The 16,681-nt window shown below is 35.6% G+C and carries 16 protein-coding genes; 8 read left to right on the plus strand and 8 right to left on the minus strand.

The genetic code is table 11. The features are described 5' to 3' along the window. The first annotated feature begins 46 nt into the window (after positions 1-46). Positions 47-1,318 (plus strand): UDP-N-acetylmuramoyl-tripeptide--D-alanyl-D-alanine ligase, encoded by a 1,272-nt coding sequence (locus tag J2772_RS08220; protein WP_209915531.1) that lies wholly within the window; start codon positions 47-49, stop codon positions 1,316-1,318. Here J2772_RS08220 and J2772_RS08225 read toward each other — a convergent pair. Continuing rightward, the gene (locus J2772_RS08225) at positions 1,311-1,922 is read right to left on the minus strand and encodes an NUDIX hydrolase (RefSeq protein WP_209915534.1); all 612 of its coding nucleotides are present in this window, start codon (positions 1,920-1,922) and stop codon (positions 1,311-1,313) included. The genes J2772_RS08220 and J2772_RS08225 overlap by 8 nt on opposite strands. 453 nt (positions 1,923-2,375) lie before the next feature. Here J2772_RS08225 and J2772_RS08230 point away from each other — a divergent pair, with 453 nt between their 5' ends. After that, complete coding sequence (locus J2772_RS08230; RefSeq protein ID WP_045499550.1) at positions 2,376-2,765, plus strand: hypothetical protein; 390 nt, start codon at positions 2,376-2,378, stop codon at positions 2,763-2,765. Between the two features lie 43 nt (positions 2,766-2,808). Here the strand turns inward: J2772_RS08230 and J2772_RS08235 are convergent, their stop codons facing one another. The 4 genes from J2772_RS08235 to J2772_RS08250 form a co-directional block, all read right to left on the minus strand. Continuing rightward, complete coding sequence (locus J2772_RS08235) at positions 2,809-3,414, minus strand: hypothetical protein (RefSeq protein ID WP_245365179.1); 606 nt, start codon at positions 3,412-3,414, stop codon at positions 2,809-2,811. A gap of 154 nt (positions 3,415-3,568) precedes the next feature. Continuing rightward, the gene (locus tag J2772_RS08240; RefSeq protein WP_209915536.1) at positions 3,569-4,612 is read right to left on the minus strand and encodes an anhydro-N-acetylmuramic acid kinase; all 1,044 of its coding nucleotides are present in this window, start codon (positions 4,610-4,612) and stop codon (positions 3,569-3,571) included. Between the two features lie 11 nt (positions 4,613-4,623). After that, positions 4,624-5,214: an LPS export ABC transporter periplasmic protein LptC gene (gene lptC / locus J2772_RS08245; RefSeq protein WP_209915539.1), complete on the minus strand. Its 591-nt coding sequence runs from the start codon at positions 5,212-5,214 to the stop codon at positions 4,624-4,626. 1 nt (position 5,215) lies between these two features. Then, on the minus strand, positions 5,216-6,508 hold the full coding sequence (locus J2772_RS08250; RefSeq protein WP_209915540.1) for a hypothetical protein: 1,293 nt from the start codon (positions 6,506-6,508) through the stop codon (positions 5,216-5,218). 332 nt (positions 6,509-6,840) lie between these two features. Between J2772_RS08250 and J2772_RS08255 the strand changes: the two genes are divergently transcribed. Next, positions 6,841-7,959, plus strand: a complete 1,119-nt coding sequence (locus J2772_RS08255; protein ID WP_209915542.1) for an ATP-binding protein — start codon at positions 6,841-6,843, stop codon at positions 7,957-7,959. 51 nt (positions 7,960-8,010) lie between these two features. Here the strand turns inward: J2772_RS08255 and J2772_RS08260 are convergent, their stop codons facing one another. Both J2772_RS08260 and J2772_RS08265 read right to left on the minus strand, forming a co-directional pair. Further along, on the minus strand, positions 8,011-8,238 hold the full coding sequence (locus tag J2772_RS08260; RefSeq protein ID WP_209915545.1) for a hypothetical protein: 228 nt from the start codon (positions 8,236-8,238) through the stop codon (positions 8,011-8,013). 45 nt (positions 8,239-8,283) lie between these two features. Then, positions 8,284-9,393, minus strand: coding sequence for a hypothetical protein (locus tag J2772_RS08265; RefSeq protein WP_209915547.1), 1,110 nt, complete (start codon positions 9,391-9,393; stop codon positions 8,284-8,286). Positions 9,394-9,503: 110 nt separating this feature from the next. Here J2772_RS08265 and J2772_RS08270 point away from each other — a divergent pair, with 110 nt between their 5' ends. From J2772_RS08270 to J2772_RS08290, 5 genes are all read left to right on the plus strand, one after another. Then, on the plus strand, positions 9,504-10,130 hold the full coding sequence (locus J2772_RS08270) for a TetR/AcrR family transcriptional regulator (RefSeq protein ID WP_209915549.1): 627 nt from the start codon (positions 9,504-9,506) through the stop codon (positions 10,128-10,130). Beyond that, positions 10,114-11,430, plus strand: a complete 1,317-nt coding sequence (locus tag J2772_RS08275; RefSeq protein ID WP_209915550.1) for a TolC family protein — start codon at positions 10,114-10,116, stop codon at positions 11,428-11,430. Before J2772_RS08270 ends, J2772_RS08275 begins: the two co-directional genes overlap by 17 nt. A gap of 16 nt (positions 11,431-11,446) precedes the next feature. Next, complete coding sequence (locus J2772_RS08280) at positions 11,447-12,550, plus strand: HlyD family secretion protein (protein ID WP_209915552.1); 1,104 nt, start codon at positions 11,447-11,449, stop codon at positions 12,548-12,550. A gap of 143 nt (positions 12,551-12,693) precedes the next feature. Further along, complete coding sequence (locus tag J2772_RS08285) at positions 12,694-14,271, plus strand: DHA2 family efflux MFS transporter permease subunit (RefSeq protein ID WP_209915554.1); 1,578 nt, start codon at positions 12,694-12,696, stop codon at positions 14,269-14,271. A 476-nt stretch (positions 14,272-14,747) separates the two neighbouring features. Then, a complete protein-coding gene (locus J2772_RS08290; RefSeq protein ID WP_209915556.1) occupies positions 14,748-15,344 on the plus strand; it encodes a hypothetical protein in 597 nt (198 codons plus the stop codon). Positions 15,345-15,636: 292 nt separating this feature from the next. Here J2772_RS08290 and J2772_RS08295 read toward each other — a convergent pair whose 3' ends face one another. Continuing rightward, complete coding sequence (locus J2772_RS08295; protein WP_209915557.1) at positions 15,637-16,650, minus strand: TQO small subunit DoxD; 1,014 nt, start codon at positions 16,648-16,650, stop codon at positions 15,637-15,639. Positions 16,651-16,681: the final 31 nt, after the last annotated feature.

Here is a 16,681-nt window from a genome sequence, read left to right on the forward strand (position 1 = left end):
TTGACACAGATTGAGCGGTTACTATTAGAAAAATATATATTTCAATATGAATATAGAACAGTTTTATCCTTTGTTTTTACAGGCCGATAAAGTAACGATCGATAGCCGAAAAATAGCCAGAAATGATATCTTTTTTGCCTTTTCCGGTGATAATTTTAATGCAGCAACACTGGCGGAAAAAGCCATAGAAGATGGAGCTTTAGCTGTTATTGTTGAACAGCCTGAATTTGAAAATAAGGATAGGAATATTTTCTATGTTCCCTCTACTCTTGAATTCCTGCAGCAATTGGCGGTCTACCATAGAAGCCAGCTTAATATTCCTTTTATTGGCCTTACAGGGAGTAACGGAAAAACAACAACAAAGGAGCTTATTCATGCCGTGCTTTCAGAAAAATTTAATGTTCAGTATACTTATGGAAATCTGAATAATCACATCGGAGTTCCGTTGACAATTCTTTCCATTAAACCTGAGCATGAAATGGCTGTGATTGAAATGGGAGCCAATCATCAGAAAGAAATAGAAACCCTTTGTACCATTGCACAACCGGATTTCGGATATATTACCAATTTTGGAAAAGCACACCTGGAAGGTTTCGGTGGTTTTGAAGGAGTCATTAAAGGGAAGTCTGAGCTTTACGATTATCTTAAAGAAAATCAGCAGACCATTATTGTTAACGAAAATGATCCCATTCAGGTTGAAAAAACGGAAAACTATTCCCCTAAGATTACTTTTGGAAAAACAGAGTCAGATTACAATTTTGAACCTTTCTCAGAAGATCATTTTGTAGGACTGATTTATCAGGGAGAAAAAACAGTGTCTAAACTGACTGGAGCGTATAATTTTACCAATCTTTGTGCTGCAGCAAGCCTTGGTCTTCATTTTGGAATCGGCTTTGAAAAAATAAAGCATGCAGTGGAGCAGTATACTCCTACAAATATGCGTTCACAAGTGGTGAAAAAAGAAAACAGAACATTGGTACTGGATACTTATAATGCTAATCCGAGTTCGATGACCGCTTCATTAAATAACTTTATCACGTTTGAAGGCAGTAAAACCATTATTATCGGTGATATGCTGGAATTGGGTGCTGAGAGTGAGAAAGAGCATCAAAACATCTTAAAATTGGCTAAAACACTTGGGTTTGATACCATTATTACTGTTGGAAAACACTTTAAAGGAGTGAATGTATCAGATCTTGCTTTTGAAAATACAGCGGAACTTACTGAATATTTACAGCAGCATAAAATTCAGTCAGAAAATATACTATTGAAAGGATCAAGAGGAATAGCGCTGGAAAAGGTTATTGATTTTATTTAGCCTTTAAAGCCCAGAATTCTTTTACAATAAGTTTAATATTCTTGAATGTGCTTGGGAAAACTTCATCTTCAATCTGAGTGGTGTTTTTCCAGGCAACTTCAGTAATTCCTTCCTCAATTTGTGGCTTTGAAGTATCTTCACCATTGAAGCTCATTTCAAACCAATGGGTGCATTTCAGGATTTTTTCACCGTTCCTTTCGATATAGATATGATAAGTGGTATTAATGAACTGCACAAGTTCTACCTCCCTTAAACCGGTTTCCTCTTCAATTTCCCTTACTGCAGACTCTTCTCTGGATTCTCCTTTTTCCATTTTTCCCTTTGGAAGATCCCACTTACCTAATCTTCTGATGAAAAGCATTTCTCCTTCAGGTTTAATAACCAGCCCTCCGGCAGCTTCAATAATTCTGAACAGCTTTTGGAACTCCTGCCAGATCTCATCAATATTCTCACCATACACATTAAGTTCGTTTACAGAGGTGTTCTCTAAAAGATCCAATGCGATTTCTAAAGTCGTGAAACTTTCATACCCCAGCTTTTTTTCAAGTCCTTCGGGATATTTAGATATCAATAATTTTTTTTCGTTCACAAAAACTTTATACATCTCAGATATTTATAGTTAGTATTGATCCTTAGAGGGTAATGGTTTTAAAAGATGAGAAAACCGATTGTTTTTACTTCGCTTTTTATCACAATTTATACGCAAATATATCAAATTATAGCAATAAAATAAGTCAATTGATAAGCTTTATTTTTCTTAATGAGAACAATTGTTTGGTTTACTTCGGATAAGATTCTTTCCATTAAAATAAGTATAATAGTTGTTTTCTGTTTTATTTCTGATTTCAAAACTTATACTATTGAATGTTTTAACGGATTTAATCATAAAATTTATCCTACTATAAAATTGATTCACCATGAATTCCCATCAGTAAGAGGATTCAACCTTTAAAAGTATGCTTCGGATAACGTCTTTGTAGTTTTTTTTTATAATTTTGTTGTTATCGTAAATATAAAGAACCTTATCTTTATAAGAATTTAAATACAAAATAAAAAAATGAATTTAGAAGGACGAAAAATTATTGTCAATAAATCATCCAAGGAGCTAAGCGAGTTATTGAAAACTCCTGAAAATTACAAAGATTTCATGCCGGACGGTCTTCAGAAATTTGAAACGAGAGATAACGGGTTCAAATTCGGATTACAGGGAATGCCGGAAATTGCATTAAAAATAGATGAGGTAGACGATCAGAAAGCAGTATTAAAATCTGCAAGCTCAAGTTTAGATTTTTCTTTAACGGCTACTTTAAATCCGATCAATGAGAATCAGACAGAAGTTCAGATGTTATTTGAAGGAAAATTCAATCCGTTCATCAAAATGATGGTAGAAAAGCCATTACAGAACTTTATCAATACATTGACAGATAAGATCGAAGCCTATAAATAATACATAAAAAAACCTTCAGAAATGAAGGTTTTTTTATGTCATTTTACTGATTCTTTTTAAAAAGCCCAGCTTTTAAATTCGAACCTGTCGAACCTTCTGCTAATTGCAGATAATTACGTTTACCCTGATCTTTTTCAATGGCTATCGTTCCGGTCGCCTGTACATTGTTCATTTCCAAAAAATTGGTTGAAGTTGTGTCACTGTCGCTTAGCGGGCCACTCCCATATCCAGCCAGCCTGGTATAGCCAGCAAAAATACTATCGGAAGCTTTGTATCTGTGTTTACTGCCTTTTTCTCTGATCCATACAGTATTTGTATTAGCTATAATGTTATGATGAAAATCGAATTCGTCTCCATTGGTTCCTTGTGTTGTCCAAACGCCATAGAAATAACCGGCATAGACCAGCGAATAGCGCATAGCACTACGGCTGCCACTTCCCCCATCGTTTTTCCAAAAAACAACAGGAATTTTACAGTTGAAGAAAACACAATGATCGATAACGAGTCCATAACCCTTGGCAATAACTCCCACGTGCAACGGTAATACATCTGCATTTCCGGCAAACAGGCACTGGCTTACCAACAGATCATTCAGGCTTTTTCCATCACGCCAAATAGGATAGGAGCGGCACAGGTTAATACCATCCATATAAGAGTAATCAGGACTGCCGGTAAAACGAAGACCTTCAACTGTTACATGACTAATTAAAGACGACTTAAAAATACAAAATTCTGGTGGGTTATAAATGGACAGGATAAAATGATCTACTTACATGAATAGATGTCAACAGTATTTTGAAGGATTAAGCAATTACTCCGGAGCAATGATCTGAAATACTCCCTGTAGCGGAAGACAGGACATTAATTTCATTGTTCATTTTTAAAACACCCATCAATGCAAAGATTAAAGCTTCCTTGTATTCGATGATTTTCTTTTCCGGGATAATTACCTCAGAATCTGTTTTTGCTTTTATTTTCTCTATTATAAAATTGTTATAAGCACCTCCTCCGGTTATCAAAATATGCTTTATGCTATTCTCATTAATAACTTTAGAAATTTGATGGGCAATATGTTCTGAAATGGTAGCCAGGGCCTCCAATGGATTTATATCTTGAAGCTTTGGAAATATATGTTGATGACACCATTCTACACCCAATGATTTAGGATGAGGTTGTTGATAAAAATCTAAAGAATTAAGTTGATTCAGTAATATTTCATTTACTTCTCCTTTTCTGGCTAAATCACCATTTTCATCAAAGCTTTCATTCAGTTGTTGAGCCAGATAATTCAGGACAATATTGACAGGAGCAATATCAAAGGCAATTCTTTTACCTTCTGAAATGAGAGATATATTTGAGAATCCGCCCAGATTAAGACAGGCATCATATTGTGAAAAAAGAAGTTCATCACCTATAGGAACCAGGGGAGCTCCATTTCCTTTCATCAATACATCCTGACTTCTGAAATCATAGAGTACCGGTATTCCTGTTTCCATTTTAATAGCTCTGCCATCTCCAATCTGAAGGGTAAATTTTCTTTGAGGCTGGTGGAAAACCGTATGGCCATGAGAAGCAATCAGATCTATGTTTTCAAGCTGATGCTTTTCTATAAATTCTTTAACTTTTTGTCCCAGATAAAATCCGTAATCGGTATGCAGCTCTAAAAGATCCGTTGCCGAAAGATGAATGGAATTTCTGAGTTTATTTTCCCAATCGGTAGAATAGGGCAGGGTTTCTGCTTTCAGAATCTGAAAATGCCATTTGTCCTTTTTTTCAAATTCAGCAAGACAGATATCCAATCCGTCTAAACTTGTTCCGGACATGAGTCCAATGGCCAACGTTTTCATGGTAACAAAAACTATTTTTTATTTTCAGAAAGTCTTTTAGAATTAAAGTCTCCTGAGTTGTTATAGAAAGTATATTCCGAAAAATCATCCTTGGCAGTCATTCCATTGGCACCCACCAGTGTGGAACCGTCTTCCATGGTTACATACACGGTATCCTTGGTATAGATCCTTTTTTTAACCTGATCCCAATATACACTCTGCATGGCAAATTTTTGACCTTCATTGGTGGTAATTCTTACATTACCTTTTGCTTCATAAAACTTTTTGTAATCAAAAAACTTGGCATATTTAGCCTTGATTGTTCCAGGTATTTTGGGTTTTTTCTTATCGAAAAATTCAATATCAATCCCTTTTCTGGCAACTGTATAAGGGCTGTCAATCAGCTCATATTTTTCAATAATAGCAGCTTTGGCCTTAAGGATTATAAATCCGGAATCACGCTGTACGATATTCGCGTTATTAATGATCTGTGAAGGAAAGTTTTTGCTGTTGTTGCTGTTCTTTTTGGTAAGATCCTCTTCACAGGATGTCAATATAAAAAATATAGCACAACTAAAAAGGTATGCTATATTTTTATATACTATTTTTTTTGAAAAATTCATTCTAGTTATAAAGAGCCTTTCTGAACCATTTATCAGCAAAATTGAAGCCGACTTTCAGGTTGATAAAGTTCTGGTTGATAAGGTTGTTCTGAAGAGTACCTCTTTTACCTACTTCTACACCAATTTCTAAACCACTCATTCTTGTAATGCTGCTGTTTTTGAACGGAAGCATTACCCCGGCAGAAATACCGAACTTGTTGATGTTGTTCCCTTCCAGTTTAAGGTTTCCTCTTTCATAGAAAGCACCATATCTGTAGATTACCCTTGAGAAGTAACTTCTGAAGTTGTTATAGTTAGGTAAGTACCATCCACCCGCAGAAATTCTGTAAGTGTCCTGTAAGCTGAAAGACTTTCCGAAATAAGCAATATCTTCCCCTTTTTTATAATCAATCTGCCCGGAAAGGAACCAGTGGTTCTCACTTCCATATCCAACCCCTACGGATGCCTGTAAAGGAAGAAGGTTTCTGGATTTGGTTTCTTGGTAATCAATCGTAGTGATATCAGTTTTAGTACCTGCAGCATCAGCATATCTGTAAGTACTGTTGGTATACTCAGTAGTCATATTACTGGTATTCCCGAAAGTTGCAGTTGCTCCGATCGTTAATTTCTTATCAGTACGCGGATCCAGTTTCTGATAACTTGTCCCTAAAGTAAAGTTGAAGTTTCTGATTCTGTTTTTTGTTTCATATCCGGCAATGTATTCTGAATTTGAGGCAGTGAACTCAGTAAGATCAGAAAGGTCCCCGAAATATAAATTAGCTCTTGCTCCCACAGAGAATTCCTGATTGATCTTATAAGACACGGCTACAGCTGCTGTGTTTAAGGTACCGCTTCCCTTGAATTGGTTTACATAATCAACACTCGTTCCGTCCGCATTCTTTTGAGGAACTCTGTCAAGAATATCATAGCTTTTTGAGCTGTATGGCTGGTAGGTAATTCCCATTTTAACCTTTGAGGAAATAGGAAATGCCAGTGAAATATTGGAAAGATACGTAGAATGCTTTGTAGATTTCATATCGTTAAAATTCGATTTGAAATAGTTGTTTTCGTTAGTAGCTTCCAGTTTGATACTTGTAAGTTCGAAATTAGCGTTGTTTGCAGGGTTTGCAAAGTTAAAATTACTGGTAAAATCACTTATAAAAGCAGTAGAGATACCTCCCATGGAAGCAGTTTCGATCGTATTATCATATTTTACATCTCCAATTCCATATTTTGCATACGGAGAGTTACTTAGACTCTGTGCATTCAGAAAATATCCAACTGATATGAATGATACTACAAAGATTTTTTTCATTCTTTATTTTTAAAATAATGCGCAAATATCTTAAATATTAATGAATTGTAAAAATTATATGTGGTTAAAGTTTGTTAAGGGCTGTATAATGGGGAATTTTTAATCTTTATATATTATTGGTGTCAATTGTGAATCATGAGTTTACTTTGTTTTCAATGTATATAATTTAATGTTATAATTCACTATTTGTATAGATGTGAATGGAGAATAGTCAATCAACTTGGTCCATCAATTTTTTTTTATCAGGTATTTATCATTCATTTTGTGAAGCAAAAATTCACCATTCATAAATTTAACTCTGAATTCTTCTCCAGTTTTTTTATCTTTGAAACATGAATTGGGAGAACATCGCCGGACAGGAAAATCTGAAAAAACTTCTTAGAGAAAGCATTGCTGAAAACAGAGTGAGCCATGCCCAGCTTTTCGTGGGAAAGGAAGGTTACGGAACATTACCCATGGTGTTGGCATATGCAAAGGAGATTTTAAGTCAGGAAAATGAGCATGCTGCTTCAAAAGTAGAACATCTTAACCACTTAGATCTGCACTTCAGTTTTCCCGTATTTACAGATAATAGAAACTCTTTAAGTAAGAATAAATTTGAAGAATTCAGGGAAATGATTCAGGCTTCTCCGTACGCAAGCTATGATGATTGGACTGCTTTTTTAGAATCAGAAAATAAACAGCTTTTTATTTCTGCAGACGAAGTTGATGATCAGAACCAGAAGTTTTCTTTAAAAAGTTTTGAAGGTGGAACCAAAATTCTGATTGTTTGGAGAGCTGATAAAATGAATATAGCCGCTTCCAACAAATTTTTGAAATTTCTTGAAGAACCACCAGCTAAAACCATCATTCTCCTTACAGCAGAAAGTACCAACGATATTTTACCAACAATACTTTCCCGTACTCAGGTTGTAGAAATTCCAAGGGTTCATGATGAAGATATTGAAAGGTATTTAAAAAAGAATTTCTCGATTTCTGAAGAAAAAGTAAGAGAAATTGTTCATGAAGCACAAGGAAACCTTAATGTTGCTGTCAAACTTCTGAACTCAGGGGACAAAAGCAATGAATTTGAAAAACTTTTTGTGCAATGGGTTCGCGATGCCTTTATGGTAAAGAAGAAACCGGAATATCTTAGAAGTATCATCTCCTGGGCAAGAGAAATTGCAGGTTGGAACAGAGAAAAACAGAAGAACTTTTTAAATTACTGTTCTGAGATTTTCAGGTTGGCACTTCTTCAGAATTATCAGTCGGAAAATCTGGTGTATAAAAAGATTGATGCCAATGGTTTCAACTGGGCAGGCTTTTCAAAGTTTATCAGTGGAGCCAATATTGAAAGTATTCTGGAAGAGATTAGTACAGCAGATCTGCACCTTACCAGAAACGGGAATCCTAAAATCGTCTGGACAGACCTTGGGATAAAATTATCAAGATATATTCATAAAAGTACATAAAATAAAACTCTGGAAATCATCCAGAGTTTTATTTTTTAGCTGTATTGTGATTTAAGCAGCCTTCTTTTCTTTTGTCGTCTTTTTATCTTTCGGAGTGTTTTCTGCTGTTTTCACCTTTGCATCGCACCCTTTGTGATGAGCATCTGAGCATGCTTTTTTATCCTTTACAGAACATTCTTTTTTATCTTTTCCAGCACAGCAGCCAGCTTCTTTAGGTTTTTCCTGAGCATAGCTGAAAGTAAATAAACCGATGGCAAGAATGGAGATGAGTTTTTTCATGATCTAAAATTTTTAAGGACTAAATGTAATACTTTTTCGCTTATCCTATAAATTTTTTAATGATGTCTGGAATTCCTGGAGTTCCTGTTCCATAAATTCAGGATTGCTGAGCTGTTTTCGCATTGATTTAATATTACCGATGGTACTTTCAAGAGCAATTCTGAACCATGGGAATTCCTGACTTAAAGAAGTAAGCTTTGCCAAAGCTCTCATAGGATTTTCAGTTTGTGATAACTGTACAGCATGTTCATATCTGAAAACAGGGCAGTAGTAGTATTCTTCAGCAACATAGTCCCATGTATCATTATCAGCTTCCGTATTTATCAAATAGAGCATAGCGAAAATAGAAGAATCTGTATAGCCTTCAGAGAATTTGAAACAATCAAAAACAGATTCCGTATCATTCTTTTGAATCTTTTTATCTAATACTTCATGAAACAACTGATGAGAAAGCTCTTTTTCAGAATGATTTCCTATGATATGGAGAACTGTTGCATATTCTACTTTTACTGTATCATCTTCTGGATAATTATGATAGGCTGTTTCAATATATTCCTTTGCTGTAGGATTATCCAGCAATACGCGGTGAAGCTTTGAAACAGAAACCAGTTCTTCCTTAGCGAAATGCCTTTTGTCTGACATATTTTTTTCAAAATATTGAAGTGCCTTTTTAGGATAACGGTCTTTTACAAACCTTTCAATCACTTGCCAGTCTTCAAGTTTTTTAAGCTGAGACTGATCCCAGAAACGATAGAACAATGACATGCGATCCCATTTTGACTGAATGCCTGTCCATTCTCTAAAAAGATCTCTATGAGTCTGTTGGGCGTTTGGGATAATATCTTTGATTTCAATGTCAATATTAAGTCCCGGATCAGAATGAAATCTTCTGAGGGCTTCAATAATTTCAAGATCGAAACGATTACCCTCTTCATCGAGGGATGGAGCAGCTGTTTCTTCTACTGTAATAGGAGTCTCTTCCTCTAATGTAATATTTGTTGCTTCAGTTATCCGGGTAATAGTCTCTTCTAATGGAACGGATATCTCTTCATTAATTGGAGTGTTGGTTTCTTCAACCACAGACTCACTTTTAATAGTTACTTCATTTGTCTGTTTTTTTTTCTTTCTCTTAAAAAGGAAATCAAATAGGCCCATACATTTAGTTTTTTGTAAATATAAATTAAATCTACATTAAAAAAATCAATCAATCGTTTGATTTTATGAAAAACTTATGTAAATTTGCCCCCTGAAAAAAACGAAGTGATATGATTTCAAAAGAAGAAAATATATTATTTGCTGCTGAAAAGCTCTTTGCTGAAAAGGGTTTCGATGGAACTTCAACCCGTGAAATCTCCAAAGCAGCAAATGTGAATATCTCTATGATCTCCTACTATTTTGGATCGAAAGAAAAGCTTTATGAGAAATTGGTTGAATACAGAATGAATGAAGGACAGTTTTTCTCAAGGGATATTGTAGAAAGAACAGACCTTAATGATTGGCAGAAGATTGAAAAAATAATAGATCAGTTTTCTAACAGAATAAGAACTCAGAAATGCTTTTACAGGATTATGCAGCGGGAACAGCTTCATACCAGTAATCCGCAGATCATTGAGTTTTTGAAAGAAACCAAAATGGCATTCCTCACCATGTACTCCCGAATACTGGAAAGCGGCCTGAAGAGTGGCATTTTTACAAAGAATCCTCCTATTTATTTGTTTCATTCCACCATAAGCGGAACCCTATTTTATGCATTCAATGCCAAGGAAATGTATAAGGAATTCCTTAATGATACAGATGATGAGGATGTTTTTGAGAAAAAATTTTATACAGAACTTAATATACACATAAAACATTTACTAAAAGACCTTTTAGGTTATGAAGAGAATAAATAACTCAGTGATTGCATTATCACTATTCGTAGGAATAGCAAATGCAAATGCTCAGGAGAAAAAGACCCTTTCTCTTGACGAAGCTGTGCAGCTGGGAATCCAGAACAGCAAGAATCTCAAGATCGATGCAGCCAAGATCGAGGAGGCTACCGCTGATCTTTTGGAAGCTAAAAACAGACAGCTTCCGGAATTGAAGATTTCAGGAAGCTATATGTATCTTCCGATGAAGCCGAATGTTGACATTAAACTTGGTGGTACTTCAGCAGCAGGAGGAGGTCCGGAAATTCATCAGGTAGTGTATGGTTCCGCTAACCTTAGTGTACCTATTTACAGTGGCGGAAGAATTAAATACGGAATTCAGTCGGCAAAATATCTGGTTGAAGCATCAAAATTAAGTACTGAAAATGACAAAACTGCCATTGCTTATAATGTTGCTCAGGCTTATAATAACCTGTTTAAAGCCAATCAGTCCATCAAGGTTTTTGAAGAAAATCTTGTCGCTTCTCAAAAAAGAGACGAAACTTTCCTTAAAATGGAAAATAATGGATTAATTGCCAGAAATGATAGGTTAAAAGCTAATCTTCAGACTTCTAATATCGAACTTCAACTGCTTGAAGCTAAAAACAATTATAATATTGCCAACATCAATATGGACTTGTTATTAGGACTTCCTGAGACTACAGAACTAGAAATAGACCAGAACTATATTGAAGAAGGTTCAGAAGTAAAACCGGTTGATTTTTATGTAAATGAAGCCAGAGAAAACCGTAAAGATCTTCAGGCTTTGGTTCAGCAGAGAAAAGCAGCGGAATTGGGAACAAAGGCTGCTAAAGCAGAAAACCTTCCTTCAATAGCATTCACTGGAGGATATGTAGCAGCAGATATTCCTAAGTTTCTTACCGTATATAATGCGATTAATGTAGGAGTAGGAATTTCTTATAATCTATCCAATATCTGGAAAGAAAATTCATCATTAAGACAGTCTCAGGCGAGAGAAAAGCAGTTGGCTGCTACGGATGAATTACTGAATGATAACATTAAGCTTGATGTGAACAGAGAATATCAGAATACCGACTTTTCTAAAAAAAGAATTGTTGTTTTCGAAAAATCTGCTGAACAGGCTAATGAAAACTACAGAATTACAAAAAATAAATATGACAACGGTCTTGCTACCATGACGGAATTATTGGATGCAGACGCTGCTCAGATTGCCGCTAACGTTGGCGTAATCAATGCAAAGGCAGACGCTGCTTTAGCATACAGAAAACTATTACAAACAACAGGAACTTTAACAATTAAATAATCAGATCGAAACCAAAATGGAAAATAATAATACACAGGCAGTTGAAACTAAAAAGAAAAAAAGTTTAGTTTTTCCTATCATTTTAGCAGCCGTAATAATCGGAGGTGGTATTTACGGTTACAGAGCATATAGCTACGGACAGTATCATGAAGAGACAGACGATGCTCAGATTGCTTCCAATATGGCACCGGTAATTTCTAAAATCTCAGGATATGTAGCTGAGGTAAAAGTAAAGGATAACCAGTTTGTAAAGAAAGGGGATACCCTTGTGATTTTAGACAACAGAGATCAGAAAATGGCTCTTGAACAATCACAGGCAGCTTTAACAACAGCAAAAAGTAATATTTCTACTGCAGAAGCTACCACTACCGCTACTTCTAAGAATATCAACAGCTCTGAAGCCGCTGTAGCAACTGCTAATGCACAGATTGAAGCAGCAAAAGTAAACGTTTGGAAGACTTCTCAGGACTTAAAAAGATACGCGAATCTTGTAAAAGATCACTCTATTACAGAGCAGCAATATGAGCAGGCTTTAGCAGCAAAACAATCTGCTGATAAACAATTTCAGGTATTGGTAGAGCAAAGAAACCAAATTGCTCAGCAGACTACAATTGCTTCATCTCAGACGGCAGCAAGCTCTCAGCAGATCAGTGTTGCGAATTCCGTAGCAAAACAAAGAGAAGTGGATGTAGAAAATGCTAAATTAAATTTATCATACACTGTAATTCTTGCTCCGGAAGACGGATACGTTGGAAAAGTATCTACTCAGGCAGGTCAGTATCTTCAGGCAGGAGCTCAGTTATTTGCTTTGGTTAAAAATGACCAGAAATGGGTAGTGGCGAATTTTAAAGAAACGCAGGTAGATAAAATGGTAGAAGGGCAGAAGGTAAAAGTTGAGATTGATGCTTTCCCTGATAAGGAATTTGATGGAGTAGTAAGTTCATTCTCACCTGCTACTGGTGCTACTTTCTCTATTCTTCCTCCGGATAACGCAAGTGGAAACTTCGTAAAAGTAGTTCAGAGACTTCCTGTAAAAATTGATTTTGTAAATCTTGATAAGAATATTGCAAAAAGATTAAGAACAGGGATGAATGTGAAGGCTGAGGTTTCATTGAAATAACACTTAAAATTGTTAAAAGTCAATAAAAATTACAGTTAATAGTGAATTCATTTGGTGGTCAATACAAGAGAGGCTGCTTTACAATTCATGATTCACTTTCTAAGCAAAATTGATCATTGATTTTTTAACATCGTAAAAAACTTATGCAAGATTCATTAGTAGAATATGGAGCCCGAAGAGTGATTATTACAATCACAGCAATTCTTTGTGCTCTGCTTGAGATTGTGGACTCCACGATTGTGAATGTTGCCCTTAATGAAATGAAGGGGAACCTGGGAGCTACACTTTCAGAAGTGGGATGGGTGATTACTGCCTATGCCATCGGAAACGTAATTATCGTACCGATGACCAGCTGGCTTTCTCAGCAGTTCGGGCGTAGAAATTACTTTGCAGCTTCCATTATCATATTTACCATATTTTCATTTCTCTGCGGAAATGCAACGAATATCTGGGAACTGGTATTTTTCAGACTGATGCAGGGAATTGGTGGAGGAGCCCTTCTGGTAACATCACAGACAATCATCACGGAGTCTTACCCTATTGAAAAAAGAAGTATGGCCCAGGCTATCTATGGATTAGGGGTAATTATTGGTCCAACATTAGGCCCACCATTAGGAGGATATATTGTTGATAATTTCAGCTGGCCCTATATTTTCTATATTAACATTCCCATCGGGATTGCAGCGACTTTAATGACACTTCAGTTTGTAAAAAGTCCAAAATATGCCGAAAAACGTAAAGTTTCAGATGTAGACTGGATAGGAATTGCATTGTTAGCGGTTACCGTAGGTTCTTTGCAGTTTATTCTGGAGAGAGGTCATGAAGAAGACTGGTTTGCAAGCGGAATGATTGTAGCGTTTACTGTAGCGGCAATTTTAGGATTTATACTATTCCTTTGGAGAGAACTTACCTTTAAATATCCAATCGTAGAACTTAGGGTTTTAAAAAATGGAAACTTAAGGATAGGAACGGCAATGTCTTTTGTACTTGGATTCGGACTCTATGGGTCTACATTTATAGTTCCCCTTTATACACAGAGTATTTTGGGATGGACGGCTCTTCAGTCAGGAGCTTTGATGATTCCGGCAGCATTAACGACAGCATTTATGATGCCTATTATTGGTAGATTATTAGCAAAAGGAGCAAAACAACAGATATTGGTATCTCTGGGACTATTTATCTTCTTTATTTATAGCTTCTGGGGTTACAAAATTCTGACTCCTGATACAAGCAAAGATGCATTCTTCTGGATGTTGATTGTGAGAGGAGCCGGATTAGGATTATTGTTTATTCCAATTACATCTTTGTCTTTAAGTACGCTGAAAGGCCAGGAAATTGGTCAGGGTGCTGCCTTTACAGGAATGATGAGACAGTTGGGCGGATCTTTTGGGATTGCTGCCATTACAACTTTCATTGCCAATGCAGGTCAGACCTACAGGAATAATCTGATTTCCCATCTAGATGTAAACAGTTTTGATGTTCAGCAAAGACTGGCATCATTGAAGGCTAGCTTCATCGCAAAAGGAATGACTCCTGATGCTGCCATGAATGCCGCCTATAAAATGCTTGACCTATCTGTCACCAAACAGGCAACAGTATTGTCCTATATGGATGTATTTCTTTATCTCGGTGTAATATTTTTAATATGTATTCCGTTTATCTTATTTATAAAAGAAAGAAAGAGTAAAGAAAAGATAGATTTGAGTGAAGCCATGCACTAAATTTTAATTAAAACCTTCGGATTTTCCGGAGGTTTTTTTGTGTAAGAGAGAGTGTCTTTTTTTCGTTTCAATAATTTCATCCTTCCAGTCTCCTGCTTCCTATTTTTAAGTTCATCATTATTTTTGTTAAAATAAAATCACTTATTGGAGAATTTGTTTATTTTTTTTAGCTTTACATTACCAAATGAAAAAATATGAATACATTCCCTCACCTCAAGAATTCCTCTTCAGGAGGTAAAATCCGGAGTACTATTTCCTGATGTATACTAATCTGTTTTCTCACATCTTTATGAAGGTTTGATGTCTTTTACAATAGAGACAATGTTTTTTGCTTTTGAGAAGTTGAAGATGTGATGAATTGGATATGATTCGTTGTGATATACTTTTAAGACGATGGTTTTATAATCATAAAATCTTTTTTAAACTATAATATATCCCATATTCACTGACTAATAACCTTAAAACTTAACATATATATGAACCAGATACAATTGCCGGAAACTTTTATGGCATTATCAGATTTCAGGAAAAATGATGTTTACCATTCTGAAATGGATCAGGACCAGATCATCTCAGACTTTTTTCCTGCAACTTTTACAGAATTAACCCAACGCCTTTCAGATATTACAGGAGCCTTTTATGGTGGATTATTGAAACAAGCAGGTAAGCTTTATGGGGAAGAAGCAGTGAATGAACTTTCCAAGTCCTTTATGTATGATCTTGGATCCCGAATGACTTTAAGAAATTTTGAAACCAAATCTAATTTGCAGCCCGGAATTCCGGCAGTAGCAAAAATCTTGATAAGTGCAATTTTTACATCCAGTCCCGAATATAATTTTGATTTCAAAGAATTAAATGACCACAGAGTTGAACTACTGATTAAAGGAGTAGACCGTTACCACAAAATCACACAAAGTCTCCATATCGCAGGACTGCTGAAGTGGCCGGTTATAGAACCTTTTTTACAGGGAGTATGCGATACTATGGGGCTGGATGTTTTATTTGAAATAAAAGTTCTGAAACTTGATCCAGACAGCTCTTGTGTGTATGAGGTGATTGTGGTGAAGAAATAGATTTTGTATAAAAGATAAAAGATAAAAGATAAAAGATAAAAGATAAAAGATAAAAGATAAAAGATAAAAGATAAAAGATAAAAGATAAAAGATATTGTCATTAAATATCTATATATCCATAAGGATTTCAACATCAATAGGAGCGGGCTTTAGCCCGCTCTCATTGTAAATCAACATTCATCTGGCTTTAGCCAAAACCTAAAATAAATCTGAAATTATCCATTCAGTTATACCTTCATAGATTTTCAACAGAAAAGAAATCCCGGCTAATCTTCGATTCACTCTAATTCATTTATTTTATATTTTCCGTCCATTCAATCCCGCTAATGTCAATCAGTTTTAAAGTATGGATATCATCTTTTTGAAGGATATCATCAATCCCAATAGTGATATCTGCTTTAGCTCCCAATGGAATAACAAGGCTGTGTTTTCCAGGTTTCACTTTGGTCACATAATGATTTTGAATATGGTCTTTGGAAAACTTTGAAAGTTCTTTATGATCTATTTCCTTTAAAACATTCCCGTTTTTATCCAGAATATGAATTCCGATGAGGAAAGAACCATACACATCGGCACCTTCTGTTCTGTAAACCTCAAATTTTAAATTCGAATTATTACGGGAAATATTGGAAATTTCAAGCTTAGGTTTTACAGACTTATTATGCAGAGTTCCCCAGACACCACCATGGAAATATTGATTGGTATAAAGAGTAAGCCCAAAAATTAAGAGAGAACCTATCAGTACAAAAACCTTTGGACGGACAATAGGAAGAACTCCTGAACCTAGCCATTGAAACCATTTTGATCTGGTAAAACCTTTGTCTTTCTTTATCAAATAATTATCTAGAGAATAGGAGCCGCTTCCTGAAAGAAACAGGACAAAACCACCTGCAACTCCAAGAACTCCGATCTGCCATTCATCTAAACAGGTTGTTCCAAGCCAGCCTGAACCTAGAAGAATGCCCAGAGCAAGACTGAAAATTCCTATGCTCATCAGCCGGGTAAAGAGACCAAGGATGATAAATAATCCTACGATGGCTTCAATAATCGTAAAAATCATCATAGATCTTTGTAAAGCATCCGGATGAGTCACCAGATATTCTATAATGGGTTTAATGCCTAAGGCATTGGGTAGGAAATGGTTGAATTTTTCCCCGATGTATCCTTTTTCATCAGGAATAAGTTTGTTTTCAAGGATAAGTCTGCGCCAGAAGGCTGAAAAGTAAGTCCATCCGATCACCATTCGAAGGGATAAAGTATATAATCCGGCCAGATCATAAGACTGGCTGTTTGTAGTATGTTTCATTGAAGTTATATTGTATTGTAAAAAAAACTGA

The organism is Chryseobacterium jejuense (assembly GCF_017877355.1).
Taxonomy (GTDB): Bacteria; Bacteroidota; Bacteroidia; order Flavobacteriales; family Weeksellaceae; genus Chryseobacterium; species Chryseobacterium jejuense_A.

Coding starts and splice junctions, on each gene's coding strand:
- J2772_RS08250 (WP_209915540.1), bottom strand. CDS start 6,508: ATGAAAAAAATCTTTGTAGTATCATTCATATCAGTTGGATATTTTCTG.
- J2772_RS08270 (WP_209915549.1), top strand. CDS start 9,504: ATGATTTCAAAAGAAGAAAATATATTATTTGCTGCTGAAAAGCTCTTT.
- J2772_RS08280 (WP_209915552.1), top strand. CDS start 11,447: ATGGAAAATAATAATACACAGGCAGTTGAAACTAAAAAGAAAAAAAGT.
- J2772_RS08285 (WP_209915554.1), top strand. CDS start 12,694: ATGCAAGATTCATTAGTAGAATATGGAGCCCGAAGAGTGATTATTACA.
- J2772_RS08260 (WP_209915545.1), bottom strand. CDS start 8,238: ATGAAAAAACTCATCTCCATTCTTGCCATCGGTTTATTTACTTTCAGC.
- J2772_RS08290 (WP_209915556.1), top strand. CDS start 14,748: ATGAACCAGATACAATTGCCGGAAACTTTTATGGCATTATCAGATTTC.
- J2772_RS08235 (WP_245365179.1), bottom strand. CDS start 3,414: ATGGATGGTATTAACCTGTGCCGCTCCTATCCTATTTGGCGTGATGGA.
- J2772_RS08265 (WP_209915547.1), bottom strand. CDS start 9,393: ATGGGCCTATTTGATTTCCTTTTTAAGAGAAAGAAAAAAAAACAGACA.
- J2772_RS08240 (WP_209915536.1), bottom strand. CDS start 4,612: ATGAAAACGTTGGCCATTGGACTCATGTCCGGAACAAGTTTAGACGGA.
- J2772_RS08230 (WP_045499550.1), top strand. CDS start 2,376: ATGAATTTAGAAGGACGAAAAATTATTGTCAATAAATCATCCAAGGAG.
- J2772_RS08255 (WP_209915542.1), top strand. CDS start 6,841: ATGAATTGGGAGAACATCGCCGGACAGGAAAATCTGAAAAAACTTCTT.
- J2772_RS08275 (WP_209915550.1), top strand. CDS start 10,114: ATGAAGAGAATAAATAACTCAGTGATTGCATTATCACTATTCGTAGGA.
- J2772_RS08295 (WP_209915557.1), bottom strand. CDS start 16,650: ATGAAACATACTACAAACAGCCAGTCTTATGATCTGGCCGGATTATAT.
- J2772_RS08220 (WP_209915531.1), top strand. CDS start 47: ATGAATATAGAACAGTTTTATCCTTTGTTTTTACAGGCCGATAAAGTA.
- lptC (WP_209915539.1), bottom strand. CDS start 5,214: ATGAATTTTTCAAAAAAAATAGTATATAAAAATATAGCATACCTTTTT.
- J2772_RS08225 (WP_209915534.1), bottom strand. CDS start 1,922: ATGTATAAAGTTTTTGTGAACGAAAAAAAATTATTGATATCTAAATAT.